At 39.2% G+C, this 25335-nt stretch carries 30 protein-coding genes and 12 tRNA genes; 35 read left to right on the forward strand and 7 right to left on the reverse strand.

What is annotated here, in order from left to right:
* Positions 1 to 224 precede the first annotated feature (224 nt).
* Positions 225 to 836, forward strand: coding sequence for a nitroreductase family protein (locus FZF09_RS21355; protein WP_158738576.1), 612 nt, complete (start codon positions 225 to 227; stop codon positions 834 to 836).
* Positions 837 to 950: 114 nt separating this feature from the next.
* Here FZF09_RS21355 and trhA read toward each other — a convergent pair whose 3' ends face one another.
* Positions 951 to 1595: a PAQR family membrane homeostasis protein TrhA gene (trhA, locus tag FZF09_RS21360; RefSeq protein WP_158738577.1), complete on the reverse strand. Its 645-nt coding sequence runs from the start codon at positions 1593 to 1595 to the stop codon at positions 951 to 953.
* A gap of 155 nt (positions 1596 to 1750) precedes the next feature.
* Positions 1751 to 2059: a winged helix-turn-helix transcriptional regulator gene (locus FZF09_RS21365; RefSeq protein ID WP_158738578.1), complete on the reverse strand. Its 309-nt coding sequence runs from the start codon at positions 2057 to 2059 to the stop codon at positions 1751 to 1753.
* A 154-nt stretch (positions 2060 to 2213) separates the two neighbouring features.
* Between FZF09_RS21365 and wrbA the strand changes: the two genes are divergently transcribed.
* Positions 2214 to 2831 (forward strand): NAD(P)H:quinone oxidoreductase, encoded by a 618-nt coding sequence (gene wrbA, locus FZF09_RS21370; protein WP_158738579.1) that lies wholly within the window; start codon positions 2214 to 2216, stop codon positions 2829 to 2831.
* Between the two features lie 111 nt (positions 2832 to 2942).
* Here the strand turns inward: wrbA and FZF09_RS21375 are convergent, their stop codons facing one another.
* Entirely contained in the window at positions 2943 to 3530 is a 588-nt protein-coding gene (locus FZF09_RS21375; RefSeq protein ID WP_158738580.1) for a cell wall hydrolase, read from the reverse strand.
* Between the two features lie 270 nt (positions 3531 to 3800).
* Here FZF09_RS21375 and FZF09_RS21380 point away from each other — a divergent pair, with 270 nt between their 5' ends.
* Entirely contained in the window at positions 3801 to 4211 is a 411-nt protein-coding gene (locus FZF09_RS21380) for an ATP-binding protein (protein WP_158738581.1), read from the forward strand.
* Between the two features lie 51 nt (positions 4212 to 4262).
* On the opposite strand, the gene FZF09_RS21385 is transcribed toward FZF09_RS21380, so the two are convergent.
* Entirely contained in the window at positions 4263 to 4952 is a 690-nt protein-coding gene (locus FZF09_RS21385; protein WP_158738582.1) for a GerMN domain-containing protein, read from the reverse strand.
* Between the two features lie 243 nt (positions 4953 to 5195).
* On the opposite strand from FZF09_RS21385, the gene FZF09_RS21390 reads away from it, so the two are divergent.
* From FZF09_RS21390 to FZF09_RS21410, 5 genes are all read left to right on the forward strand, one after another.
* Positions 5196 to 5339 carry a BH0509 family protein gene (locus FZF09_RS21390; RefSeq protein ID WP_158738583.1) on the forward strand — a complete coding sequence of 48 codons (144 nt, stop codon included), beginning with the start codon at positions 5196 to 5198 and terminating at the stop codon, positions 5337 to 5339.
* A 474-nt stretch (positions 5340 to 5813) separates the two neighbouring features.
* Positions 5814 to 6353 carry an RNA polymerase sigma factor SigX gene (locus tag FZF09_RS21395; protein WP_158738584.1) on the forward strand — a complete coding sequence of 180 codons (540 nt, stop codon included), beginning with the start codon at positions 5814 to 5816 and terminating at the stop codon, positions 6351 to 6353.
* Complete coding sequence (locus tag FZF09_RS21400) at positions 6350 to 7657, forward strand: hypothetical protein (RefSeq protein ID WP_158738585.1); 1308 nt, start codon at positions 6350 to 6352, stop codon at positions 7655 to 7657. The genes FZF09_RS21395 and FZF09_RS21400 overlap by 4 nt, the downstream gene beginning before the upstream one ends.
* 120 nt (positions 7658 to 7777) lie before the next feature.
* Complete coding sequence (locus tag FZF09_RS21405; RefSeq protein ID WP_158738586.1) at positions 7778 to 8038, forward strand: metal-sensitive transcriptional regulator; 261 nt, start codon at positions 7778 to 7780, stop codon at positions 8036 to 8038.
* A 183-nt stretch (positions 8039 to 8221) separates the two neighbouring features.
* Positions 8222 to 8527, forward strand: a complete 306-nt coding sequence (locus FZF09_RS21410) for a hypothetical protein (RefSeq protein WP_158738587.1) — start codon at positions 8222 to 8224, stop codon at positions 8525 to 8527.
* Positions 8528 to 8637: 110 nt separating this feature from the next.
* Here FZF09_RS21410 and FZF09_RS21415 read toward each other — a convergent pair whose 3' ends face one another.
* Positions 8638 to 9408 carry a rhomboid family intramembrane serine protease gene (locus FZF09_RS21415; RefSeq protein WP_158738588.1) on the reverse strand — a complete coding sequence of 257 codons (771 nt, stop codon included), beginning with the start codon at positions 9406 to 9408 and terminating at the stop codon, positions 8638 to 8640.
* A 139-nt stretch (positions 9409 to 9547) separates the two neighbouring features.
* On the opposite strand from FZF09_RS21415, the gene acpS reads away from it, so the two are divergent.
* The 9 genes from acpS (at position 9548) to FZF09_RS21460 (ending at position 17628) form a co-directional block, all read left to right on the forward strand.
* Positions 9548 to 9901, forward strand: a complete 354-nt coding sequence (acpS, locus tag FZF09_RS21420; protein ID WP_158738589.1) for a holo-ACP synthase — start codon at positions 9548 to 9550, stop codon at positions 9899 to 9901.
* Between the two features lie 83 nt (positions 9902 to 9984).
* Entirely contained in the window at positions 9985 to 11523 is a 1539-nt protein-coding gene (locus FZF09_RS21425) for an NAD(P)H-hydrate dehydratase (protein ID WP_158738590.1), read from the forward strand.
* A gap of 48 nt (positions 11524 to 11571) precedes the next feature.
* Positions 11572 to 12621: a LolA family protein gene (locus tag FZF09_RS21430; RefSeq protein WP_158738591.1), complete on the forward strand. Its 1050-nt coding sequence runs from the start codon at positions 11572 to 11574 to the stop codon at positions 12619 to 12621.
* Positions 12622 to 12724: 103 nt separating this feature from the next.
* Entirely contained in the window at positions 12725 to 13864 is a 1140-nt protein-coding gene (gene alr / locus FZF09_RS21435; RefSeq protein ID WP_158738592.1) for an alanine racemase, read from the forward strand.
* 296 nt (positions 13865 to 14160) lie between these two features.
* Positions 14161 to 14442: an antitoxin gene (locus FZF09_RS21440; protein WP_091584780.1), complete on the forward strand. Its 282-nt coding sequence runs from the start codon at positions 14161 to 14163 to the stop codon at positions 14440 to 14442.
* 516 nt (positions 14443 to 14958) lie between these two features.
* The gene (locus FZF09_RS21445; RefSeq protein ID WP_158738593.1) at positions 14959 to 15798 is read left to right on the forward strand and encodes an RsbT co-antagonist protein RsbRA; all 840 of its coding nucleotides are present in this window, start codon (positions 14959 to 14961) and stop codon (positions 15796 to 15798) included.
* Positions 15799 to 15827: 29 nt separating this feature from the next.
* A complete protein-coding gene (locus tag FZF09_RS21450; protein ID WP_091273721.1) occupies positions 15828 to 16184 on the forward strand; it encodes an STAS domain-containing protein in 357 nt (118 codons plus the stop codon).
* 3 nt (positions 16185 to 16187) lie between these two features.
* Positions 16188 to 16601 (forward strand): anti-sigma regulatory factor, encoded by a 414-nt coding sequence (locus FZF09_RS21455; RefSeq protein ID WP_158738594.1) that lies wholly within the window; start codon positions 16188 to 16190, stop codon positions 16599 to 16601.
* Positions 16602 to 16614: 13 nt separating this feature from the next.
* The gene (locus FZF09_RS21460) at positions 16615 to 17628 is read left to right on the forward strand and encodes a PP2C family protein-serine/threonine phosphatase (protein WP_304503078.1); all 1014 of its coding nucleotides are present in this window, start codon (positions 16615 to 16617) and stop codon (positions 17626 to 17628) included.
* On the opposite strand, the gene FZF09_RS21465 is transcribed toward FZF09_RS21460, so the two are convergent.
* Entirely contained in the window at positions 17602 to 17874 is a 273-nt protein-coding gene (locus FZF09_RS21465) for a hypothetical protein (protein ID WP_158738595.1), read from the reverse strand. The genes FZF09_RS21460 and FZF09_RS21465 overlap by 27 nt on opposite strands.
* A 293-nt stretch (positions 17875 to 18167) precedes the next feature.
* On the opposite strand from FZF09_RS21465, the gene FZF09_RS21470 reads away from it, so the two are divergent.
* The 5 genes from FZF09_RS21470 (at position 18168) to FZF09_RS21490 (ending at position 22743) form a co-directional block, all read left to right on the forward strand.
* The gene (locus FZF09_RS21470) at positions 18168 to 18500 is read left to right on the forward strand and encodes an STAS domain-containing protein (protein WP_158738596.1); all 333 of its coding nucleotides are present in this window, start codon (positions 18168 to 18170) and stop codon (positions 18498 to 18500) included.
* Positions 18500 to 18991 (forward strand): anti-sigma B factor RsbW, encoded by a 492-nt coding sequence (gene rsbW / locus FZF09_RS21475; RefSeq protein WP_158738597.1) that lies wholly within the window; start codon positions 18500 to 18502, stop codon positions 18989 to 18991. The genes FZF09_RS21470 and rsbW overlap by 1 nt, the downstream gene beginning before the upstream one ends.
* On the forward strand, positions 18948 to 19748 hold the full coding sequence (gene sigB / locus FZF09_RS21480; protein ID WP_158738598.1) for an RNA polymerase sigma factor SigB: 801 nt from the start codon (positions 18948 to 18950) through the stop codon (positions 19746 to 19748). Before rsbW ends, sigB begins: the two co-directional genes overlap by 44 nt.
* On the forward strand, positions 19749 to 20351 hold the full coding sequence (locus FZF09_RS21485) for a PP2C family serine/threonine-protein phosphatase (protein ID WP_158738599.1): 603 nt from the start codon (positions 19749 to 19751) through the stop codon (positions 20349 to 20351).
* Positions 20352 to 20556: 205 nt separating this feature from the next.
* Positions 20557 to 22743, forward strand: a complete 2187-nt coding sequence (locus tag FZF09_RS21490; protein ID WP_158738603.1) for a Tex family protein — start codon at positions 20557 to 20559, stop codon at positions 22741 to 22743.
* A 142-nt stretch (positions 22744 to 22885) separates the two neighbouring features.
* Here the strand turns inward: FZF09_RS21490 and cmpA are convergent, their stop codons facing one another.
* The gene (gene cmpA, locus FZF09_RS21495; RefSeq protein ID WP_091584796.1) at positions 22886 to 23008 is read right to left on the reverse strand and encodes a cortex morphogenetic protein CmpA; all 123 of its coding nucleotides are present in this window, start codon (positions 23006 to 23008) and stop codon (positions 22886 to 22888) included.
* Between the two features lie 116 nt (positions 23009 to 23124).
* Between cmpA and FZF09_RS21500 the strand changes: the two genes are divergently transcribed.
* From FZF09_RS21500 to FZF09_RS21560, 13 genes are all read left to right on the forward strand, one after another.
* A complete protein-coding gene (locus tag FZF09_RS21500; protein WP_158738600.1) occupies positions 23125 to 23574 on the forward strand; it encodes a SprT family protein in 450 nt (149 codons plus the stop codon).
* Positions 23575 to 23764: 190 nt separating this feature from the next.
* Positions 23765 to 23839: transfer RNA gene (locus tag FZF09_RS21505), tRNA-Asn, on the forward strand.
* A gap of 3 nt (positions 23840 to 23842) precedes the next feature.
* Positions 23843 to 23933 (forward strand) — tRNA-Ser (locus FZF09_RS21510).
* A gap of 10 nt (positions 23934 to 23943) precedes the next feature.
* Positions 23944 to 24018, forward strand: a tRNA-Glu gene (locus tag FZF09_RS21515).
* A 4-nt stretch (positions 24019 to 24022) separates the two neighbouring features.
* A tRNA-Val gene (locus FZF09_RS21520) sits at positions 24023 to 24098 on the forward strand.
* A gap of 244 nt (positions 24099 to 24342) precedes the next feature.
* Positions 24343 to 24418, forward strand: a tRNA-Asp gene (locus tag FZF09_RS21525).
* A gap of 28 nt (positions 24419 to 24446) precedes the next feature.
* Positions 24447 to 24521 (forward strand) — tRNA-Gln (locus tag FZF09_RS21530).
* Positions 24522 to 24528: 7 nt separating this feature from the next.
* Positions 24529 to 24612: transfer RNA gene (locus FZF09_RS21535), tRNA-Leu, on the forward strand.
* A 26-nt stretch (positions 24613 to 24638) separates the two neighbouring features.
* Positions 24639 to 24725: transfer RNA gene (locus FZF09_RS21540), tRNA-Leu, on the forward strand.
* An 8-nt stretch (positions 24726 to 24733) separates the two neighbouring features.
* A tRNA-Arg gene (locus FZF09_RS21545) sits at positions 24734 to 24810 on the forward strand.
* 114 nt (positions 24811 to 24924) lie between these two features.
* A tRNA-Pro gene (locus FZF09_RS21550) sits at positions 24925 to 25001 on the forward strand.
* 6 nt (positions 25002 to 25007) lie between these two features.
* Positions 25008 to 25081: transfer RNA gene (locus FZF09_RS21555), tRNA-Gly, on the forward strand.
* Between the two features lie 73 nt (positions 25082 to 25154).
* Positions 25155 to 25231 (forward strand) — tRNA-Ile (locus tag FZF09_RS21560).
* Positions 25232 to 25335: the final 104 nt, after the last annotated feature.

Consider the following 25335-nt stretch of genomic DNA (forward strand, 5'->3'; position numbering starts at 1 on the left):
TCTTCAAGAGCAGCAAACGATTCAACTGTTTGCTGCTCTTCTTTTTGTACTTTAGGAATGTTTAACTTTGTTAAAAGGAACAAAGTATAAGAAAAACTACGACTTCCGCTAAGGACAAGGCGGCAAGCCGCGTTTCTCTAAAGGTTAAAGCATAAAAATTGAAACAATAGAAAAATCATGAGAGGATAGAATGCGGATAAATAGCATAAGGAGTGAAAAACACCATGACAACCATTGAACTAATGAAAGAACGTCATTCCATTCGTAAATATGACAGCGAATTTAAAATACCAGAAGAAGATCTGCATGAAATTATAGAAGCCGCATCACAAGCTCCTTCTTCCTGGAATCTTCAACATTGGAGGTTTTTAGCTGTTCAATCGGAAGAGAAAAAACAGGAGCTTTTGCCGATTGCTTATAATCAGCAGCAAGTTCAGGATAGCTCCGTTACGATCGCTATATTAGGAGACAAAGAGGCTAACCAGTCTGCTGATACGGTTTTTGATGAGTCCGTAAAGAGCGGAGCGATAACAGACGAGGTTAAAAATCAAATTGTGGCAAACATTCATGGTGCTTATGAGCAAGAAGGATTTGCGCATAAGGAGGCTTTAATTAATGCTTCATTAGCTGCCATGCAGTTAATGCTTGCTGCCAAAGAAAAGGGATATGATTCTGTTCCAATGGGTGGTTTTGATAAAGAAAAATTAATGGAGGCATTTAACATTCCAGACCGCTATATTCCTGTAATGCTTATCTCATTAGGCAAAGGACACGGAACAACACGTGAATCATTCCGTTTTCCAGTTGAAGATGTCCTAATAAAAGAATCATTTTAAAATAAGGAAGACAAGAACCCTCCTGTTGTGCGAACTAGGAGGGTTCTTGTCAAACGATTATAAAAAGTTTTTAGGTATGGCATTTAATGGAGCGGAATACATAATGTTTTTGAGTCATAATGGCAGCACATAGAGAAATACAGCAAAGAAATGCATAATAGATCCTCCAAGTACAAATACATGCCATACTGCATGGTGATAAGGGAAGTGTCTCCACATATAAAAAATTGTACCAATCGTATACATTAAACCGCCGCCTACGAGAAACCCAATCCCCCCTGCTGGAAGAGTGGAAGTTAATGGCTGCCAAGCAAAGATAATAATCCATCCCATAAGAATGTAAAAGAGAGTAGATAGAAACATAAATTTTTTTACGAAAAAGGCCTTGAAGCCAACACCAAAAATCGCAAGACCCCACACAATCCCAAATAACGTCCAGCTTAAAGCCCCTTCAATGACGTGAAACAAAAAAGGAGTGTAAGTACCAGCGATAAATAAATAAATAGAAGCGTGATCAAAGATTTCAAACAGGTCTTTAACTTTCCCTTTCTTAAAGCTGTGCAGCAGTGTCGAGGAAACATAAAGTAATAACATAGTAGCTCCATAAATCGAGACGCTTAGTATATGGAACGGGGTGCCATGAATGCTTGCAAATACCACGAGAAGGGTGATAGCTGCAATGCTTAAAACGATACCAACAGCGTGTGTAGCCGCATTCGCTATTTCTTCTCGCCGGGAAAACGTGTGGACTGCTGCCATAACATATTTCTTCCTTTCCTGCATTTTTCTTACAACGGATCTATTATTTGACCGAGACCTGCCGGGGCAATGGAAAACCTCATTTACATACCAGTTTACTTAATGGAGAATCAACAGTTAAGATAGTGGCCGCTTTTTCAGCTTCTATATCCGATTCACATCCATTTTTCGCCCCAACCTTGAATTGATTCAATAACAGGAGCCAAGTCTTTTCCTTTTTGGGTCAGACTATATTCAATACGTACTGGCTTTTCAGGGAAAACAGTGCGTTCTACAATATTGTTTTCCTCTAATTCCTTTATGCGTTCTGTTAATATTCTATCGCTCATTTCAGGAATTTGTGCTTTTATATCCTTAAATCGTTTAGGTCCGCCTAATAGCACGCGAATGATGAGGCCAGTCCATTTTTTACCAAGCAGTTCGACAGCTGCTTCGTATTTGGGACACATCTTTGTATAATCCATTATCCTCACCTCTTTATTGTATTATTCTAACACATATTGAATGTTTGTCGTAATAGAAAGTAGGGTAGCATAAATATAGTACTTGACAAAAGTAAGTGAAAAAATTAGTATTTAGTATAGTTACTTTAAAAAAATAAGTTAATGAGGTGTTTGTATGGCAAAGATTTTAATTCCATATTATAGTGCTTATGGACATATTTTTGAAATGGCGAAAAAAGTAGCGGAGGGCGCAGAGCAAACTGGAGCAGAAGTGAAAATAGTAAAAGTTCCTGAATTTGAAGCAGCGCGTCAAGCTATGTCAGGCCAAGATCCTTATGTTCAAGCACAGGATGCTCAAGAAAATATCCCCGAAGCGACCCATGATGATTTAAAGTGGGCAGACGGTATTATTTGGGGTGTCCCAACCCGTTATGGAACGATGCCCGCCCAAATGAAACAATTTCTTGATACAGCTGGGGCGTTATGGATGAATGGCGAGCTTGAAGGAAAAGCAACAGCAGTCTTTACAAGTACCGGTTCTATTCATGGAGGACAAGAGGCAACAGCTCTTACTACTTTAGTACCGCTTCTTCATTTCGGTCTTATATATGTTGGACTTCCTTATGGAGAAAACCAAGAAATGCTCACGACAGACGGCATTGGCGGTTCTCCATATGGCGCTTCGACAGTTGCCGGACCGGATGGATCAAACCAGCCGGATGAGAGAGAATTTACTATGGCAGGACGTCTTGGTGCACGTGTAGCAAACGTTGCAAGTAAACTTAGTCAATAAGAGAAATATAAAAAAACCCGCTTCTAGGATGGTCTCTACTACCTAGAAGCGGTTTTTTCATTTTATACGTTGTTTAGATCGTTTAGCACCAGCTGTATAGTCTTTATTTTTTTATTTTGCAAAGACATGGTTTCCAATGACAGAAGTTGTTTCTCTCGTGGCGATCCAATGGTTAGAAGCGATAGTGGGATTATAGAAGAAAAGGGAACCGCTGCCTTGTCCTTCAAAAGCTAGCGCTTCTCTAACCGCTTTTTTAGATTCCTCATCTGCAGGCTGGTGGATTGATCCATCTGAAACCGGGCTGAATGAAGGGCTGCCTGTCGGTGATACTTCATATATAACTTCCTTAATACTGTCTGGAAATTCATCACTTTTTACCCGATTTAATACTACTGTAGCTACGGCTACTTTTCCTGCATACGATTCACCCTCGGCTTCTGCACTTACAATTCTCTCTAGTAAATCCCTTTCATGAGGAGAAATACCTTCTGGGATTTGCAAATATTCTCCTTCATTTACATGCAAAGTGTCTTTTTCATTCACTTCTTTTAGTTCTATGACAGAAACCCCGTGCTCCATTCCGATAGACCAAAGAGTTTCACCACTTTTAACTGTATATGCTTCAGAAACTTCAGCTGCTAAACTGAATGAAATTAAAGCAGCAAAAGCAGCACCTGCTATTTTTAACTGTTTAAACACCCAAATTCCCTCCTAGTTGAATTTTTCACAACGTAAGAATACCAAGAGGGAGTAATGAATTGTTTAGGAAATAGAATCCAATTGCAATTAAGCTGAATAAAACCCCTATAGATCAAGGATTAATAGTAATATTAAAAAAATATTACAAATATTATAATGCTGTAATATATACTAATTGTTTGATATTATTAAAGTATTATGTAGATTATACACATATTTTCCATGAAAGATTTTGCACTCATCATCCAGAAAGGAAGGTTGAAGCTCAGAATGAAGTATGATAACTATATTGTGAAAAAACCACAAGACTATCACGCAGCGAGAAAAAAGATTAAAAATTGGCTTCAACCTCTGGAAAGCGACCAACAATTTTTCTTTGAGGTTGCTGTTAATGAAGCACTAAATAACACAGTTCACCATGGGAAAAACGAAGAAGAAATTTATGCAAGTATATCTTTTGAATCGGATGGAAAGAAACTAATTGTATCTATTGAAGACCGTGGAAGCGGGTTGACGAATGAAGCGGAAACATTGTACAGGCAGGCTTCTGAGGAAGTGTTTAAAAGAACTGCTAACACCCTTAAAGAATCCGGACGCGGTTTAGCTATTATGAAAGAGTGCAGCGATAATATGATTTTAGAGGAAAACGGCCGCCGTGTAACGCTTATGAAGTATATTTAAAAGAGCAGCTGTTTATTTAATGGATGCAGCTGCTCTTTATCATAACTCAGTTTATTCTATTGCTTCATAATCATCAGGGTTATCAGCAGAAATGGGTTCTGTACTGTCCATATGACCGAATAAAGAAGATTCCTCTTCTCCCTCAATAAGAATTTTCGTTTCCTCATAACCAAACTGCTCCATAATTAAAGCAATTTGTTCAGTAATTGCCATTTCAGCACTTGATCCTGCATTAACATTCAACAAAGATTCCGAAAAAGAAACTTCTGCTGTACCGTCTTGCACCTCTACCGATTGAACCTGTACCTCTTCTCCTTCAAAAGGAGCAGCTAGTTCCTCGTGCTCTGGTCCATTTATCCATGCTTGAAGAGCGGCTGCCGGAATATCTTCTTCAGAGTCTGCTTCTACTTCTTGCTGCTCTTTATATGTTTCAAGCAGCTGCTCATCTGAAAAGTACAATGTTACCGTTTCAGTGATAGTTTCTTCTGAAGCATTTGTTTCTTCATTTTCATTTACTTCTTCTGTTTCTTCTACCGTGGATTCATCCTTTTCGTCTTGGTTGTCTTCAACTGCCTCTTCCTGTTCTTCTTCCTCTTCTTCCTCTTCTTCCGATTCATCATTGTCTTCTTCGGTGCCGGCCCCCGTTTCTAACTCTTCTTCAGTTTCTTGTCCTTGTCCGCAAGCTGCAAGTACCCCAAAGCTTATTAGAGCGATAAGTACAAAGTATAATAGACGTTTCATGATTTGCCCCTTTCTATTGAATCAGTCTACCTTGATAGTCGCTATGTAGAAAAAAACAGTTACAAAAAGTGTAGAAAAAGTAGAAAAAGTTGTCAAAGGGCTTTCTTCCTCTATCTTTCTTACTTCCAATAAGAATATAAAAAATAAAATTTTTCTGAAAAATACCGTTGACGAAAACAAATATCTGTTATATAATACATTTAAATTATTAAACTGTAGTAATACAGAAAGGGTGCATTGGAAATGAAAAGAAGAGAGCGGAAAAATATGGTGTCATTTATTTCAAAAGTAAAGGGAACGGAAGAAAAATACTTATCTGCAATGACTGATGAAGATATTGAACACATTTATGAACAAACGTATTTAAAACATGAAACAACTGAATAATGAAAATAAACAGCTCTGAAATTGTTTTTTAATAAAGACGCCTCCAAAAGGTATTAAACTTTTAGGGGTGTCTTTATTTTTGTGTACTTTAGTAAAAACAGGATTAGCAAACTCTAGTTTTCGCAGTGGAGAACACGATTTTTTTTACTCTTTTTACATAAATTCATATATTTTTTTGAAGGAAGATGTATTAAAAAATGATATAATACGGTGGTAATGATATGGCGGTGATAGGATGAAAAAATTATCGAACAAAGGACTGCTGGCTTTTATAGTGACTCTTGTCATTTTGTATGGAGTACTATACTGGGTGTATGCGTTAATCTTTTAAAATCTATGGAAAGCTCGACGGTTTCACCGTAAGGGCTTTTCTTTTTGCCTTACATAGGGCTTCATACATTAATATTAAATTAGATCCGTGAATTTGTAACACATTCGAAAGAATGAACGACTAAAAGTATGGGAGTGTTAATCGTGCAAGATGAATTTGAACGGTTATATGAAAACTATCACCACTCTCTTTTTCAATATTTATTTTATATGGTTAGAGATAAAGAGGCAGCTGAAGAACTCGTTCAGGAAGTTTATATTAAAGTATTCCACTCCTTTCAGACATTTGAAGGGAAAAGCAGTGAAAAAACATGGCTGTATTCTATAGCACGTCACGTAGGAATTGACTGGATTCGGAAGCAGAATCGAAAAAAGAGAAAATGGCTAGGGTTGATTGGGCCGCTTTCTAAAGAGGATATAAGGGATCCGTCTCCTTTACCGGATGAAATTGTTTCAACAAAAGATGAAGTAAAAATCGTGTATGAAGCAATGGAAGATTGTACTCCCGACCAGCGCCAAGTCCTAGTGCTTCGCTATGTCGAAGCACTTTCTATAAAAGAAGCAGCTGAAATATTAGGCTGGTCTGAAAGTAAGGTCAAAACAACCCAGCACCGTGCTGTTAAAAAATTAAAAGATATTCTCGTACAAAATAAGGAAGTAACAGAAAGGAGGGCAGAACAGTGACAAAACGTTATTCTCGTTCATCGGATGAACAGATAAAACAAAAACTTCAACAATTACCGCAGATACGCGATAACCGGACAAAGGAAGAAGTATATCAAAATATAGTAAAGAAAACGGACAACCGCGCTAATAAAAGGCGGCCAAGGAAATGGGTTATTCCAACACTAACAACTGCTGCAGCATTCCTATTGCTATTGGTTCTTTTACCTAATATGATATCCACTCCGAAGCAATTTACTGCCGATGAAGATTCAAATTCTATAGAGAAGCGCCAAGCCGGGGAAAACAGTACAGAAAACATCACGGAACAAGAAGAAGATGCGGATAATAATGTGGAAAAACCAGCACGCTCGGAACAGGAAGAAAGTGATATTACGATTTCCGAACAGGAAGAAGAGTCTGTTGAAGAGACACAAATACATGAAGAACCGGCAGTAGACGTTGAAGATGAGGATCCCATATATGACAATTATGTTACTGCGTTGACAGAAAATGATATAGAGCAGGGAGAAAAAGCTGTAACGATTCCGCTTCAAGATGTCGAGACTTCCGTTATTGTTCCTTTAACTTTTGTGATTAGTGAAAATCAGGAGGCGCTTGAAGCGTTTGAAGAATTAACGGAAGAATATACAGGTGAAGACGTTGGCTTAGATCCTTCTGCTCTCCAACATATAGATTGGGATTATGCGGAAGAAGAGGAATCACCTTTAGAAGTAGAATTTGAAGAAGATCTATCGGAAGCAAGCAGCAACGAAAGTGAAATGATTGTGAGAAGTTTAGAAGAAAGTATGCGTTATTTAGGGGAAACCGAAGTTATTCTTGAGCAGAATGGTACCGAGGGTATTGAATTAGGAAACTATGGTGTTTTAGACCGCTATAAAATAGATCAGGAAAATCGGGGATATTATGTATATACAAATGAAAACAGGTCTTTTCTCGTTAGCGGCAGCGGAGCCAATATTTCTTCCACGAATGAGAACGGTGAATTATTAACCTTTCATGAAACCCTGGAGCATATGAAATCTACGGGGGAAAATAGCAGTGTAGATGCTTCTATACCGGAAAATATGACAATAGAAGGGGTACATGAAGAACAAGACCTTGCCCGAGTGATTTTTTCTAAGGACAGCCATCTTTCAGAGAACAACAATGGAAGATTAATGGTGGAAGCTGTCCTTTTTGCAGCGGCGGACTTTGGTTTTGAACGGGTATCCTTTGAAGGGGAGAATCTCGGAGAAGCACAAGGATATAAGCTAAATGCCCCGATAGATGTTCCAGTTGCTCCCAATCAAATCAAAAATTAAGCAATAATATTATGGCAGATTACCGGCATTAGGATCTGGTGATAAGATGAGTTTATCTAATGATTTAAGAACTTTATTATTGTATAATACAGCAAAAGGTATGTTGGAGGGTGAATCACCTTGGATTATAATGATCAAGTTAAAAATAGATTAAAACGAATTGAAGGACAAGTTCGCGGTGTTCTCAAAATGATGGATGAAGGGAAAGAGTGCCAGGATATTGTTAGTCAAATGTCGGCTGTAAGGAGCGCTCTAGATCGTACAATCGGGGTTGTGGTTAGTGAAAATCTTGAACAGTGTGTCCGTCAACAAATAGAGCGAGGGGAAGACACGGAAGACACTATTAAAGAAGCGGTTAGTTTGTTAGTGAAAAGCAGGTAAAATTTGTGACATGAACAAAATTGCAGACGGTAGAATGGAACTGATCCTTTTTGAATAAAGGCAGTTCTATTTTTGTCGAAAAATTTTTCTTCCTCGATTCCTTGATTTTACAACATTCGCTAGAATATTCTGATATATTGATAATGAATGCTTGATTAGATTAAGGAAGAATAAGGTGATGTAATGAATCAAGTCATTAAAAGAAAAAATGATATTAATGAAATGTTAAAAGCTTTTGATTCAATTGCTGATTACGATGAGTATGGACGGAAATATTATTTTGTGTTTCAAGATAAAAAACGCGGCGGCCAATGGACGTTAATGAAAACAGGAAATAAATGGTCCATTCATGGCAAAGGAAACGATTATTGTGATGCGGAAGAAATATTTTTAACTTCAGAGGAAGTGGTTCGTTTTATCTGGAAAAACCGATCAGCCGTCAACCAAAAACGAAAAATGCTTTATAAAAAGGAGCCTGTTAGAACATAAAGGGCTCCTTACATTTTCTTATACTTTAGAAATATTTAATTTCGGTAAAGGATCAAAGTATAGCAAAGCTGTGACTTCTGCCCTTTGGACGTGGTGGAAACAAATTATAATTAGAAAAGCCTGGAGATTATACCTGCAATAACAAGAAAAAGAAAGATCCAGCCAATGAATCGGAAAATGGTTCGCGTGGGCATTATGCGGCGTTTTCTCCAGCGGTTCGGGTTGAATGTAACTTCTCCATTCTTAGCGGGTTCGAAGGTGTGCATGTAAAATGGGCGAGCTTTTTTCAGAAACAGGGGAGCAATAACGGCTCCTGCGATAAGTCCGAAAAGATGCGCTATGATGTTAATCCCAGGATTAATAAAAGTCATGATTACCCCGATGACCAGTATGACAGTAATGATTTGAGCATTAGCTGCATCGATTAAATCTTTGCGATTAATAACCATATATAGGTAAACGCCGAAAAGACCGAAAATAGCTCCTGAAGCACCGAGATGCGTATAAAACGGTCCTGTTAATAAAAATGTTGCTATGTTAGCTAATATCCCTGTAGCTAAATAAACAGTTATAAATTTTGGTTTTCCAAGCATTTTTTCTAAAGCGGGACCAAATAAAATTAATGAAAATGAGTTAAATAAAACATGTCCAGTACCCTGGTGAAGAAAAATTGGAGTGATAAGACGCCAATATTCTCCTGCAGCAACAGCTCCATTATTTCCTACCCCCCACTGCAGAACAGTTCTTCCAAGTGGTATTAATCCATTTGTCCAAAGGGATAGGTTTATCCATAAAAAAAGCAAAAAATGTATAACGATAAGTCCGCTTATAATAGGATAATTTTTTCTGAAAGAATAAAAGGTTTCATTTCTTATAAACATGTTCCCTCTCCTTTTGCAACAACCCAGAACCAGAAAAAGACCGAGTTGTTCCTGACCATGTGATACTATATAATTTTACCATATGGAAAAAGAGAACGACTAATGACAGCCTGTTAGAAAAAGGATGAAATAGAGATAAATGATTTATGGCATTGGATTAGATATAGTTGAATTAAAAAGAATAGAGCGTCTTCTAAATAAAAATACTCGTTTTGAAGAAAGGGTTTTTACCCCTAAAGAGCGGGACAGATTAAAAGCGTATCAAGGCCAAAGAAGGCTTGAATTTGCAGGGGGACGATATGCGGCAAAAGAAGCGTTTGCTAAAGCCGCAGGCACTGGAATATCTCGGGAATTTGGGTTTCAAGATATAGAAGTAGACTCTGATAAATCAGGGAAACCCTTCATCAAACAAGAAGGCACAAAAATGAAAATTCATGTTTCTATTACTCATAGTGAAGAATATGCTGCAGCGCAGGTCATTTTGGAAAGTTGACGAATTTAGGACATGTTACGGCTTGTTTGCATATCTTAGTTGTTTTGTTCATAGAAATATATTGCGGTTAGGAGGGACCTGCCATGCAAGTGGTCACCGGTGATGAAATGAGGCAGGTGGATCGCTGTGCCATTGAAGAAATAGGAATGAAAGAAGAGGTGTTAATGGAAAATGCCGGCAGAGCTGCGGCCCAAGAAGTGGAAAGGCTGTATACTCATTTAGATCAAAAGAAGATCGCAGTTCTGGTTGGTAAAGGGAATAATGGCGGTGATGGCTTTGTAATAGCGAGGACTCTTTTAGAAAAAGGACGAGATGTTGATGTGTGGCTTCTGGCAGAAGAGGAACAATGGAAAGGAGCGGCCCTCTACCATAAGCGTTTATTTGAAGCCTGCGGTTTTGAAGGATACAGGTGGATATCAGCAGAAACTCTTTTAGAGAAGAACTACGATTTATTTATTGATTCTATGCTCGGTACTGGCATAACTGGTGAATTACGTTCTCCTTATAAAGAATCAGCAGCATGTATAAACGAAGCAGCAGGAGAAATCGTATCGATTGATATTCCAAGCGGGGTACCGGCGGGAGAAGAAGAAGTTCCTAAAAATGCAGTACAAGCGGATATTACAATTACGCTGCAATCCCCTAAATGCAGTGCATATCTTTTCCCGGCAAGAGCTAATTACGGAGAAATAAAAGTAGTGGAAATCGGGTTGCCTAATGCCGCTTGGAAATCAGTTAATATGTCAAGAAAAGTGTGGACGAAGTCTGACGTTCAAAAAACAATGCCAGAACGAAAGATTTCTGCTCATAAAGGGGATCATGGGAAAGGTCTGCTTATTGGAGGGTCATTACAAATGCCAGGAGCGCTTAGCATGTCAGCATCTGCTTGTATTTACAGCGGAGCTGGGTTGTTAACGACTGCGCTTCCATCTAGTATCCTTTCTATAGTTTCCAATAATGTACCAGAAACAATGTTTTTACTGCTGCCTGAAAAAGACGGGGGGATTGCCGGGGAGCTTATAGGTAAAGATTTCTCATTTGAGAATTACGATGCGGTAGCAGCAGGACCCGGACTTGGCAGAGAAAAAGGCATTAAAAACCTCGTTCGAAAGTTGATTTCAGAAGTGGAAACACCTCTTCTGCTAGATGCAGATGCTCTATATTATTTGCCAGAATTGGCTCAAGAAATGAAACAACGTCAGGAACCGCTCATTTTATCCCCGCATCCTGGAGAGATGGGCCGCCTCACTGGATTTTCAGCTAGTGAAGTTAATAAACGGCGTTTCGAAATATCCCGCCACTATGCACAACAATATGGTTGTTATCTCATACTAAAAGGTCCGTATACTATTGTCACTACCCCTCAGGGAGAACAATATATAAACCAAACGGGTAATGAAGCATTGGCAAGAGGCGGGACGGGTGATATTTTAACCGGGATAGCATTAGGGATGCTTTTGCAAAACGAGTCTATATCTTCATCTCTTTGCAATGCAGTATACGTCCATGGGCTGACATCTGATGTAGCTGTGCAACAGAAATATACTTCTGCTTCAATGGCGTCGTCTGATTTGATTCATCACCTGCCGCTTGCATTTCGTACCATAGTTTCTTCTTTGTAAAGGTTCCCTCCTTTGTCGTTATCTCAAGGACAAAGGAGAAATGATAACGTGCGCAGACTATTTCTGTTAATTGTTATGTTTATCGCGCTGCTTGGATTAATTACAGCGTGCGGTGAAAAGTCGCAAGAGGAAGTTGTTCAGGACCTTGACAAAAAACTTCAAGATATGGATGGATACAAAGGGAAAGCATCAATGACTCTAGAAACTGGTGAGGAAGCCCGCACCTATAATGTAGACATTTGGCACATGCAGAATGAAAAAAATAAATATTACAAAGTACATTTAAAAAATGATAACGAAGAACAAAATCAAATGATTATTAGAAATGATGATGGAGTGTTCGTATTAACGCCAGCTCTTAATAAAAGTTTTCGCTTTCAAAGTGACTGGCCTAATAACAATAGCCAAGTTTACCTTTATGAATCCCTTATCTCTGATATATTGATGGATGCTGAACGTACTTTCGCTATTCATGAAGGTACCTACGTATTTGAAACAAAAACGAACTATCAAAACAAAAACCTTCACCATCAGGAAATTGTACTAGATGCTAAATCGTTAGAACCTCGTACTGTTAAAATTTATGATGCTGATTATAAATTACTAGTTTCTGTAGAGTTTACAGAGTTTGATCAAAATGCCTCTTTTGATGACAATGACTTTGATACAGATAAAAATATGACAGCCGCTGCCATAGAAGATGAAATTCCTGCATCTGCAGAAGAAGATGATAACGAAAATCAAGAAAATAATTCTTTTGAAGTTGTGTATCCATCATATCAACCACAAGGCTCTTCTTTAGAAGATACGGAAGAATCAATGACTGATACGGGACAAAAAGTTGTGCTATCCTATAGTGGAGATCAGTCCTTTACCATTGTGGAACGTTCAGAGCAAGCCTTGCAGGCAGCTGCGAATGTGGATGTAGGTGCGGGACAGCCTGTTGACTTAGGTTTTACAGTAGGAGCGCAAACCGAAGATTCACTCACGTGGCATCATAATGGTGTAGAATACTTGCTTGCTTCTAATGACTTAAGTCAAGAAGAAATGATGGCAATTGCACGCTCGATGGATTATTCTGGACAAAACCTCAAATAAAAATTTATGTACCTCAAAAGAATCAACTCTCTTTTGAGGTTTTCTTTTGTGCTACAATAACGAATAGAAAATAGCAGGATATGACAGCATAGGAGAAGATAGGATGGCTTTTAAACAAACATCATTTAGAGATACATGGGCAGAGGTTAATCTAAATCATATTAAGTCAAATGTAGAAAAAACAAAAGCACATTTTAAGCAGAAGATGCATGTAATGGCAGTTGTGAAAGCTGATGGGTATGGGCATGGTGCCGTAAAAACGGCAGAAGCCGCACTTCAAGCTGGGGCAGCGTTTTTAGGTGTTGCTCTTTTAGAAGAAGCAGTTGAGCTCAGAGAGGCAGGAATAGAAGCCCCTATTCTAGTTTTAGGGCGAACCCGCCCGGAAGATTCGCAGTTCGCAGCTGATCACGATATTCGTTTAACAGTATTTCAAAAGGACTGGCTGGTTGAAGCAGAGAAGCATTTATCTTCAAAAAACAAGCTGCACATTCATATTAAAGTAGATACAGGCATGGGGCGGATAGGGATTGTTAAAAAAGAAGATTTGGTTTTGTTTGCAAATGAGCTAAAAAGTTGTGAAAAAATAGAAGCGGAAGGCCTTTTTACACATTTTGCCACTGCGGATGAAAAAAATTCTTCTTATTTTCAAAAACAATATGATCGATTTCTTATTATGCTGGATGCCACAGCAGACAACATCGGGGAACTTTCCTATATTCATTGCGGAAACAGTGCTGCAGGCCTTCGTTTTCCTGATAAGTGTTTTAATATGTTTCGTTTTGGAATATCAATGTATGGACTGACTCCTTCAGAAGAAATTTTAGATGAAATTCCCTTCCCTTTAAAACAGGCTTTTTCGCTGCACAGCCGTATCGTTCAAATAAAAAAACTGTCACCTGGCGAAAGTATTAGCTACGGAGCAACGTACACAACTACAGATGAAGAATGGATAGCAACCATCCCCATTGGTTACGCTGATGGCTGGTATAGATACCATTCAACCTATGGAGGGGAAGTATTGGTTAATGGCCAAAGAGCACCGATTGTGGGGAGGATATGCATGGATCAAATGATGATTAAACTTCCGGAATATACTCCAATTGGCACGAGGGTTTCGTTAATTGGTGAACAAGACAATGAGTCCATAACTGTTTTAGAAGCAGCAAATCGGCTTCACACGATTACTTATGAAATACCGTGTATGATTAGTAAAAGAGTACCCCGTATTTATGTAGGCGGCTGATATCTTAAAAACAAATCAAACCCAGTTATTTTTAATTGGGAATTCTGCTGGCTGGCGCGCACCTGCCGAGAATGGGACTGTCTTCTAAGTACGCCCGCGACCTGTGTGGAAACGCAAATACGTCCCATGTTTTGCAAAAACCTGTCATGGATAACCAGGGTACTTGCCCTTTTCTAATAGGTTACAAGAAATGGTTTAAAAATTCCTCTTAAACGTACTTTGCAAAATGGATAACGAAATGCTATGATTAAATAAAATGAACAGAGACAGTAAGGCGTATGCTGGAGGTGTGTGGAGTGTCTCAGAAGAGCACAAAGCAAATTAATGTCAGTCTTCCCGAGTATTTACTGCGTGAACTAGACGGAATAATTGAAAATGATGAAGTGGACCGTAACGACTTTATCCATCAAGCTACAGAATTTTATCTTAAAGAGCGCCAAAAAAAGAGAGTCCGTGAATCTATGCAGCAGGGTTATATGGAAATGGCCAGCATCAATTTGCATATAGCCGCAGAATCTTTTCTCGCAGAAGAAGAAGCAGAACATTCACTTGATAACAGACTTGTAAGCGGAGTGTAATCGGTCTTTCCCCTAGAAGTTGAACATCAGTTCGTCTCAATTATATCCTTCCGTGCTATTATTTCTATTTTATTTAATGCTTTCTACTAAATGAAATACGGGCTGAAAAAGTTGCTGCTTACATGTAGCAGCTTTTTTTAACGTCAGATATTAAAAGTTATTGCTGGTTTACAGATTTCCTTACTGTACAAAAAGAGCTGATTTCAGCGCTGTTTTGTTGGTACTTTAGGAAAGTATAACTTCGTTAAAGGAACAAAGTATAAGAAAAACTACGACTTCCGCCATAAGGACTCGGCGGCAAGCCGAGTTTTTCTAACGTTTATTAGCAGGCTGATTTTTGTCTCTAAGGTGGAGTATGAGAAAAAGTAAAAAAAAATTTATTATTATATGATTTGTTTGCGCCTAAATGGAAGACGTGAAATAATATAAACAAGTATGTGTATATATTTTTAACCATTTTAAAATCTTTTAAACTACTTGTTTAAAAAACATAAATAGTCTTTGGAGGAATTGTTTATGCAGCCATCCATTATAGAAATGATTTATAGTCAACGTCAGGAAATCATTGACCGCTGGAAAGAAGAAATTCAACATTTCAGTGATAATGAATTTAGCCGCAGTTTACCTTCAGAAATGTATAATGAAACAAATGTAGAATTCGTCCATTTAATTATAGATACACTGGAATTAGAACAGAGCGAAGCTAAAGAGAAACTTCGTCAGTTTGTAGAACGTTTCATTCATACCGGATGGCCGCTCAGTTTCTTTACTCAAGGGATGCAGGCTTTTCGTCGAGTGCTGCTTGAAACAATGACCTCCCAAGAAACTATTAATTCAAAAAAAGTTTTCGAAACGTTTTATGAAGTAGAAAGCTGGATCGATGGCATTATTAACCAACTCGTAGATGAGTATTCAGGTTCATGGGAAAATACGCTTCATCTTCAAAAGCTGGCATTAAAAGAACTGTCGGCCCCGTTAATTCCTGTATTTGAGAAGATTAGCGTAATGCCTCTTATTGGGACCATCGATACGGAAAGAGCAAAGCTTATTATGGAAAATCTGCTTGAAGGCATTATCGAACACCGATCTCAAGTTGTTTTAATTGATATTACGGGTGTTCCTGTAGTAGATACAATGGTTGCTCATCATATTATTCAAGCATCAGAAGCGGTCAGGCTGGTTGGTGCTGAGTGTATTCTTGTAGGCATTCGCCCCGAAATTGCCCAAACCATTGTGAATCTAGGCATTGACCTTGGTAAGTTCCCAACAAGAAGCACCCTTCGAAAGGGAATCGAAACAGGACTGGAATTGACCCAGCGGAAAATCGTAAAAATCTCTAGTGACGAATTTAGATAAAAGCAGTAAATAGATCGGAGGGTAATAGTGTGCGCATTCCAATATTAAAACTACATGATTATTTATTAATATCCGTGCAAGTAGAATTAGACGATCAAACGGCCCTTCAGTTTCAAGAAGATCTTTTAAATAAAATTCATCAAGAAGGCTCTTCCGGAGTGGTCATTGATCTTACATCCGTAGAAATGATTGATTCTTTCATAGCAAAGGTATTAGGAGACGTAGTAGAAATGTCCAATTTAATGGGAGCAAAAGTTGTTCTGACGGGTATTCAGCCTGCTGTTGCTATCACCTTAATTGATATGGGGATTATGCTTGACGAGGTGCCTACTGCTCTTGATCTAGAACAAGGTCTGGATAAACTTCAACAGGAATTGGAGGGATAAAATATGAGTGTCCAATCCAATGTTGAAGTCCGTACGGAATGGGGAATCGTTTCTGCTCGTCAAGCTGGAAGAAATTTAGCAAAAGAAATAGGTTTTAGCAGTGTAGATCAAGCTAGAATAACAACTGCCATCTCGGAGCTGGCAAGAAACATTTACCTGTACGCTGAAAAAGGTGAAATAATTATTGAGGCTGTCGAAGAAATACATTCGACTGGTGTTAAACATGGAATAAAAATAACCGCTAAAGATAAAGGTCCTGGTATTAAAAACATTCGCCAGGTAATGGAGGATGGTTTTACGACTTCAGGTGGTTTAGGAGCAGGACTGCCAGGAGTAAAAAGACTGATGGACGAGTTTGATATCGATTCTGTTGCAGGTGAAGGTACGGAGATAACGACGATAAAATGGAACAGCTAAAGGAGGTTGAAGATTGGCGGATTCTTTTAGCTTAATGCAAGAACAATATGCTAAAATATTACAAACATATTTACAAGAAAAAAATGAAATAGGCCTATATCACGCACAACAATTTAGTAAAAAAGTACTTGAAAATCAAATTTCTCCGGAAGAAGTAGTCAGTCTTCACCTAGATGCAATAGAAAAATTCTTTCCGGATCTTCCCCAAGGGGCACGGGATTCCTTTGAGTTTCTTTTAGAAGTAATGATGGGATATGGGATGGCTTATAGGGAACATCAAAGCCTAAGAGATAAACAAAAAGAGTTAGAAACGGAGATAAATGTGGCGGCGAATATGCAGCAGACATTTTTGCCTAAAGAAATTCCGAGTGTAGACTCCCTTGATGTTGGTGTGATTAGTGTGCCTGCTTCAAAAATGAGCGGAGATTATTACCATTTTGTTAAAGATGAAAATAATTGTATAGGTGTGGCGATCGCTGACATCATAGGTAAAGGGGTACCGGCTGCATTATGCATGTCTATGATCAAATATGCGATGGATAGTCTGCCGGAACAAAGGCTTCAGCCAGGCGCTCTTTTAGAAAACCTTAACCGTGTGGTCGAACAAAATGTGGCTTCTAATATGTTTATAACGATGATGTATGGCTCGTATGATCCGCGTGTCCATCATTTTTATTATTCAGGAGCAGGACATGAGCCTGGTTTTTATTATAATTATAAGACAGACAGCTTTGAAGAACTATATGCAAAAGGATTGGTTCTTGGTATTACAAGGGATACGACTTTTCGAGAATACCATAAAAAAGTTGAACCGGGAGATTTTATTGTGCTGCTTTCTGATGGCGTAACGGAATGCCGGACGGATGAGGGTTTTATTGAAAGGGAAGAACTTACTCGGTTTATTCATCAGTATAAGCATTTACCTGCCCAAGAAATAGTTAATAATGTCTTCTACCAATTGGAAAAACTTCAGGGTTTTCAACTGCGTGATGATTTTTCCTTAATTATTTTGAGAAGAAAGGTTTAAGTTTATACTTAATTGGGAAAGTACAAACAATGAATCAATAATAAAAAAACGAAGCGGCCCCGGGCCGTCTTCTTTTTTAAAAAGGTAAGAAATTATAAATATTTGGCGTTTTTGATGTCTAGCTTCAGCGCCCAGCCGCACACGATAAAGAGGAACTTCTGCTAAAACCGCGACGTACTGTCGCAACGCAAAAGTCAACACCTCCTGTGCAAGCCAGTTCAGCGTTGTCACAGGACGTACTTCCACACGATGTGGTGACTTCTACGTTGCACACAGGACGTGTGCGATCTTAGTAGAAGTTCATTAAAATGAGCTGAACGTCTTATGTCTTCCCTTTCGACTCCGGGCCGCAGGCGACCCTGCGCGAAAGCTCCAGAACCTGTCGCGGCTGACCAGGGCGCTTGCGCTTTTCTTACCACGGTTAAAAAATAGGTTTCAACCCTTATAAGGGCAAGTTAGGCACTAATATTTGGCGGAAGGCCAAGTTTTCTAAAATATGTAATTCAACTCAAGATAATGTTTGCATAGGAGGCATTAAAATGAATCTTGACATCCGAACAGAAGAAGAAAAAGACAACAGTAATATTCTTTACGTGGGCGGCGAGATTGATGCCTATACAGCTCCTCAATTAAGGGAGGCTCTGCTTCCTTTAACCGAGAAAGACGGAACAAATGTCGTCGTTGATTTGTCAGGAGTTGATTATATAGACAGTACTGGATTAGGTATTTTTATCGGAGCATTAAAATCTTCGAACAGCAATAATACTACACTCAAGCTTATCGGTTTGAATTCCCGGGTGAAACGGTTGTTCTCTATTACAGGATTAGATGAAGTGATGGACATCGATGAAGAAAGAGAGGAGGCCAAGTGATGAGTGATAAGGCCGTAGATTATATTGAAATGAAACTGCCTGCAAAAGCAGAATACGTGGGGGTCGTAAGGTTAACCGTCTCGGGGGTTGCTAACCGGGTCGGTTATTCCTATGATGATATTGAAGATTTGAAAATTGCAGTCGCTGAAGCATGCACCAATGTGGTAGATCACGCATATAAACAAAATGGTTTGATGGCTTTGGGGTGCAGTGTTTTCAAAGACAAAATAGAAATTGTTGTTTCAGATAACGGACAAAGTTTTAATTTTGATGACTTGAAAAAGGGGCTTGGCCCAATAGATGGGAAAAAGCCGATAGGAGAGCTAGAAGAAGGGGGGCTAGGACTTTTTCTTATTGATTCTCTGATGGACAAAGTGGAAATCAACAGAGAATCTGGCGTTGCAATTGTGATGACAAAGTTTCTGCAAAGAGATGAGGTGGAGCAGAATGCCAATGGAGTCCCAGCACCAACAAACGCACAAAAGCAATAAGGAAGAGAGCCAGGTATATGAATGGATAAAACAATTCCAGCAAGATCCTACAGAAGATATTCAAACGAAGTTAGTAAAACATTACGAGCCGTTGGTGCAGTCTTTGGCACGAAAGTTTTCAAGGGGACAAGATCATGATGATGACTTATACCAAGTGGGTATGATTGGTCTGCTGGCTGCTTTAAGAAGGTTTGATGACTCCTTTAAACGCAGCTTTGAATCATTTGCAGTGCCTACTATAGTTGGGGAAATAAAAAGATTTATAAGAGATAAAACGTGGAGTGTTCATGTCCCCAGGCGTATAAAAGAATTAGGCCCCCGTATAAAAAAAGCAGTTGAAGAGCTGACAAATGAACTTCAGCGTTCCCCTCAAGTAGAAGAAATTGCTTCTTATTTGGAAGTAAGTGAAGAAGAAGTTTTAGAGACAATGGAAATGGGTAAAAGTTACCAAGCTCTTTCTGTTGATCGGTCTATTGAAGCAGACCAAGAAGGCAGCGCTGTTACACTTCTTGACCTAGTTGGGGCCACAGAAGAAGGATATGAAAAAACGGATCAGCACATGCTATTAGAAAAAGCATTCGGTATTTTAACAGATCGAGAAAAAGAAATATTGCAATGCACTTATTTTGACAATTTAAGTCAGAAGGAAACAGGTGACAAGCTGGGTATATCTCAAATGCATGTATCCCGCTTGCAGCGCAGAGCTTTGCAGAAATTACGGGAATCTATAAGAGTGGAGCCATCGGAGTGTCTTTAAATGATTGAAAATAAAACACATTCCAAAGTTGATATTGCAGCTTTTCAACAGGGGAAAAAGGGAAATTATAGATGCGGGGACGCTTATGTTACTGTTGAAACGGATGATTATTTTATCTGCGCATTGGCAGATGGTTTAGGAAGCGGTGAAGGAGCGTATCGTTCCGCGAAAAAGGCAATGGATATTATTGAACAATTTCACCAGGAGAACGTGCCCAGTATGTTAGAGAAATGCAATCGGGCTTTAATGCAAGAACGAGGGGTAGTAATCACCATACTAAAAGCCTATTTTTCTGCAAACGAAATAGTATACGGAAACATTGGCAATATAGGAACTTATTTGATCTCTGAGAAGGGAGAAGCTTCTCGTCCGATTCCCGCACCAGGATATATGTCAGGCCGTAAATTTCAGTACAGATTAGCTCATTTTCCATTTCGCAAAGGTTTTCAATTTTTATTACATTCGGATGGCATTAAGATTTCGCAGGCCGACCAGCAATGGATTAAAACATCCAGGTCTCCTGAATGCTCTATACAACACTTGTCAAAAAAAGCTAAAAATTATGATGATGACACAACAATAATAGCTGGTTTTATCACGTAAGAGCCCGTATCAGAGGCTCTTATTTTATTTTGTATAAGCATAATTACGGCTTCTGCCATTTGGTATTTGGCGGCAAGCCAAGTTTTCCTAATATCTTCTAATAGTTGAGCCTGTCTTAGAAATGTGCGTATGATATAGTAAAAAGAAATTTATGCAAACTGATTTGTGCGATACATAAAAAATACAAAAAGGAGTTCGTTGTGTGATGGAAGTAAAAGCTAAGAATGAAGAAATTCTCATCGAAAATATAACAAAAGATCTAAAATTAAAAACGAGATCAGTTAAAAATATTATACATTTGCTCGAGGAAGGAAATACCGTTCCGTTTATTGCAAGGTACAGAAAAGAACAAAGCGGTGGTGCTGATGAAGTACAAATTCGAGCTGTTCAGGAGTCTTGGGAATATGGAAAACAATTGAATGTAAGAAAACAAGAAGTACTGCGTCTGATTGATGAGCAGGGAAAATTGACAGAATCGTTAGCCCTATCAATTGAGTCTGCAAATAAATTACAAGAAGTAGAAGATTTGTACCGGCCGTATCGTCAAAAACGAAGAACAAGGGCAACAACAGCCAAAGAAAAAGGGTTGGAACCGCTGGCCTCCCATATTTTTTCTCAGCCTCGAGAGGGAGACATGGAAGCAGAAGCGAACAGCTATGTGTCAGAAGAAAAAGAGGTTGAGACGAAGGATCAGGCCTTGCAAGGTGCAATGGATATTATTGCTGAATGGATAGCAGACGACCCGGATGTTAGAAAGAAAATTAGAACAATGACATTTCAAAACGGATATATATCATCTGTAAAGAAAAAAAATCAAGAAGATACTCAAGGCATTTATGAAATGTATTATGAATATGAAGAACCGCTTAAAAACGTTCCTTCTCACCGAGTTCTTGCGATGAATCGCGGAGAAAAAGAAGGTATACTAAAAGTTTCAATCCAAACAAAAGAAGATGCAATACATTCCTTCCTTGAAAAGCATGTTATTAAACGGTTTGGTTCTCCATCAGTAGCTTACTTAGAAGAATCATATGAAGACGCATATAAACGATTGGTTGCTCCAGCTATCGAAAGGGAACTTCGCAAGGAATTAACAGAAAAAGCGGAGGAACAGGCTATTCATATTTTTTCCGAAAACCTTAGGAATCTGTTGCTGCAGCCTCCTGTTAAGGGGAAAGTCGTTCTTGGGGTAGACCCTGCTTACCGTACAGGCTGTAAGCTTGCTGTTATTAACGAAACAGGAAAATTACTCGATACAGACGTGATGTATCCAGTACCTCCAAAAAAAGAGGTAGAAAAATCAAAAGCTTTAATAAAAAAGCTGCTGGAAAAATACCCGATTAAAATAATCGTGATAGGAAATGGAACAGCGTCTAGAGAAACAGAAGAATTTATAGCGGAAGTCATTCCTGAGCTTAAAGAAGACGTTTCATATCTTATTATAAGTGAAGCGGGAGCAAGTGTGTATTCTGCATCGACTTTGGGACGTGAAGAATTTCCCGATTTAGAAGTTGAAGAAAGAAGTGCTGTTTCTATTGCAAGGCGCCTTCAAGATCCATTAGCTGAGCTGGTGAAAATTGATCCAAAATCAGTGGGGGTAGGGCAGTATCAACACGATGTATCTCAATCGAAACTAAATGATTCATTGAGATTTGTAGTAGAAACAGCAGTTAACCAAGTGGGGGTTAATGTAAACAGTGCGTCGTCAAGCTTGCTGCAGTATGTAGCTGGATTATCAAAAGCAGTAGCAAATAACATCATAAAAGCAAGAGATGAACAAGGAATGTTTTATTCGCGTAAAGAACTACAAAAAGTTCCGCGACTAGGAGCAAAAACGTATGAGCAGGCAGCAGGATTTTTGCGAATTCCTGACGGCAAAGAACCATTAGATCGAACCGCAATTCATCCGGAAAGTTACGATGCAGCACTAAAGCTTTTAAACATAATTGGTGCCCAAGCAAATGAAGCAGGTGACCCATCCATTACAGAAAAGTTAGATAAAATAAATATAGAAGATACTGCCGAAAAACTAAATGTAGGGGTGCCGACTCTTCGAGACATTGTGGAAGATTTAAAACGGCCGAATAGAGATCCGAGAGACAAATTACCACTTCCAGTTCTAAAAAAAGGAATCATGAAAATGGAGGACTTGGAAAAGGGAATGGAACTTCAAGGAACGGTTAGAAATGTTGTTGATTTTGGAGCATTTATCGACATAGGTGTTAAACAAGACGGACTTGTGCATATTTCTAAATTGGCATCACGTTTTATCAAACATCCAATGGAAGAAGTTGCTGTTGGTGATGTAGTAAATGTATGGGTAGATGAGGTAGATGTAAAAAAAGGAAGAATTGCGTTAACGATGATTCAACCGGAAAAACAAACAACGTAATTTTAGACAAAATTGGCTTGCCCCAAGTTCAAATGGCGGCAGGCTTTAGTCTTTTATGAAAATTAATGTATTTCATTCTTTCGATGATATATCGTTACTCACATCTTTGTCTTAACGTATAAAAAAACTGGCCGGGAAATGTTTAACGGCCAGCTTTTTTTTGTTTTAATTGGTAATCGAACCAGCATTGGTTGAGTACCCGGATCTCCTGACGGTTTTTTTCAAGAAATGCTTTTTCGAGCTGCCGCATGAACCAGCCAGGCATTCCGCATAACCTCCTGTATGGTTTATAAAATTCAAGCGAAAAAATATATCGTTTGGTAACATTAGTATATGCTTTACAGTTTGTCAGAGTTTACAAAAAAAGGGGCAAGTTTAGAAATGCAGGACAAGGAATTGAACCAGCTTACAAAAGAAATTTCGCAAACGTTTTTCGGGAAGCCTTTTAAGCATGAAGCGTGGTTTAATAAACGCTTACGAACAACAGGAGGGCGTTATTTATTAACTTCCCATAATATTGAGATCAATCCTAAACATTACGAATGGTTTGGAAAAAAAGAACTGATTTCAATAATCAAACATGAACTTTGCCATTACCATTTACATATTGAAGGAAAAGGATATAAGCACCGGGATCAAGACTTTAAACAATTGTTAAAGAAAGTCGGCGGAGCAAGACATTGTCAGGGAATCCCAGGAACGAAAAATAGAAATAAAAAAGTCCACTTTTATCAGTGTATGGCTTGTGGCACGCAGTATAGCAGATACCGAAAAATGGATACATCTAAGTACGTGTGTGGAAAATGTAAGGGAGAAATAAAAAAAATATAAAAAACCGCTTGACCATTTTTTGCAGCCTGTGTTACATTATAAAAGTCGCTTGAGACGACACACCACAAACAACGGATAAACGCGTCAAAAAAAAAGAAAAAACTTGTTGACACGCCATTGATGATTCGTTACAATATACATTGTCGCTGAAAAACAGCAGAAAAAAACAAAAAATACTTATTAAAAATATTCCACAGTAGCTCAGTGGTAGAGCTATCGGCTGTTAACCGATCGGTCGCAGGTTCGAATCCTGCCTGTGGAGCCATTAGGAGAAGTACCCAAGTGGCTGAAGGGGCTCCCCTGCTAAGGGAGTAGGTCGTGTAAGCGGCGCGAGGGTTCAAATCCCTCCTTCTCCGCCATGATTAAATCGGCCCGTTGGTCAAGTGGTTAAGACACCGCCCTTTCACGGCGGTAACAGGGGTTCGAATCCCCTACGGGTCACCAATACGGAGGGTTAGCTCAGCTGGGAGAGCATCTGCCTTACAAGCAGGGGGTCGGCGGTTCGATCCCGTCACCCTCCACCACTTCCATTGATAACAATGGTCTTAACGCAATAATTCTTTCTTTTGAAACAGAAGCGTACAAAAGTACGTGGCTGACTGAACGACAGCAGCTGACGAAGAGATTCGCCTTTGAAGCAATCGCCTTTTTGAATAAGAATCAAGAAGGTCGAGGAAGCAAAGGAGAGAAGGAAGGAGCGTACAAAAGTACGTGACTGACAGAACGAGAGCAGCTGACGAAGAGATTCGCAGATTATTATTCAAAAAAGGGCCTGTGGTGTAGCGGTTAACATGCCTGCCTGTCACGCAGGAGATCGCGGGTTCGATTCCCGTCAGGCCCGCCACTTATAATAAAATAACAACAAATATTGATGGGCCATAGCCAAGCGGTAAGGCAACGGATTTTGATTCCGTGATGCGCTGGTTCGAATCCAGCTGGCCCAGCCATCAACATGCGGGTGTGGCGGAATTGGCAGACGCGCTAGACTTAGGATCTAGTGTCTCTGACGTGGGGGTTCAAGTCCCTCCACCCGCACCATTTTATTTTAAAAACAATTGGTCTGCGCGGTCGTGGCGGAATGGCAGACGCGCTAGGTTGAGGGCCTAGTGGGAGTTAATCCCGTGGAGGTTCAAGTCCTCTCGACCGCACCATTAAATATGCGCCCGTAGCTCAATTGGATAGAGCGTCTGACTACGGATCAGAAGGTTAGGGGTTCGACTCCTCTCGGGCGCGCCATTTTAAAACATCTAAATTCATTATTGCAAATCAGGATATTAAGTAGTATAATAGATAATTAGTTCCTATTGAATTAACAACAAAAGAATTGATAAATGTCAGTTATTAAATAAACGGGAAGTAGCTCAGCTTGGCAGAGCACTTGGTTTGGGACCAAGGGGCCGCAGGTTCGAATCCTGTCTTCCCGACCATTACACGCGGGTGTAGTTTAGTGGTAAAACCTCAGCCTTCCAAGCTGATGTCGTGGGTTCGATTCCCATCACCCGCTCCATTTTATTTCTTCTATAATTAAATATGGAGCAACAGTTCTTTTTTTATGCTTCAATGTAAAAAAGAAATAACTTGGGCCTGTAGCTCAGTTGGTCAGAGCGCACGCCTGATAAGCGTGAGGTCGGTGGTTCAAGTCCACTCAGGCCCACCACAAAAAATAACAAAAAGTTGTTGACATTGTTTTGGTAACTTGTTATGATATTACTTGTCGCTTTGAAAGACAGCGCCAAGTTGTCCTTTGAAAATTGAATGAAA

This window comes from Alteribacillus sp. YIM 98480, assembly GCF_009765375.1.
Taxonomy (GTDB): Bacteria; Bacillota; Bacilli; order Bacillales; family Marinococcaceae; genus Alteribacillus.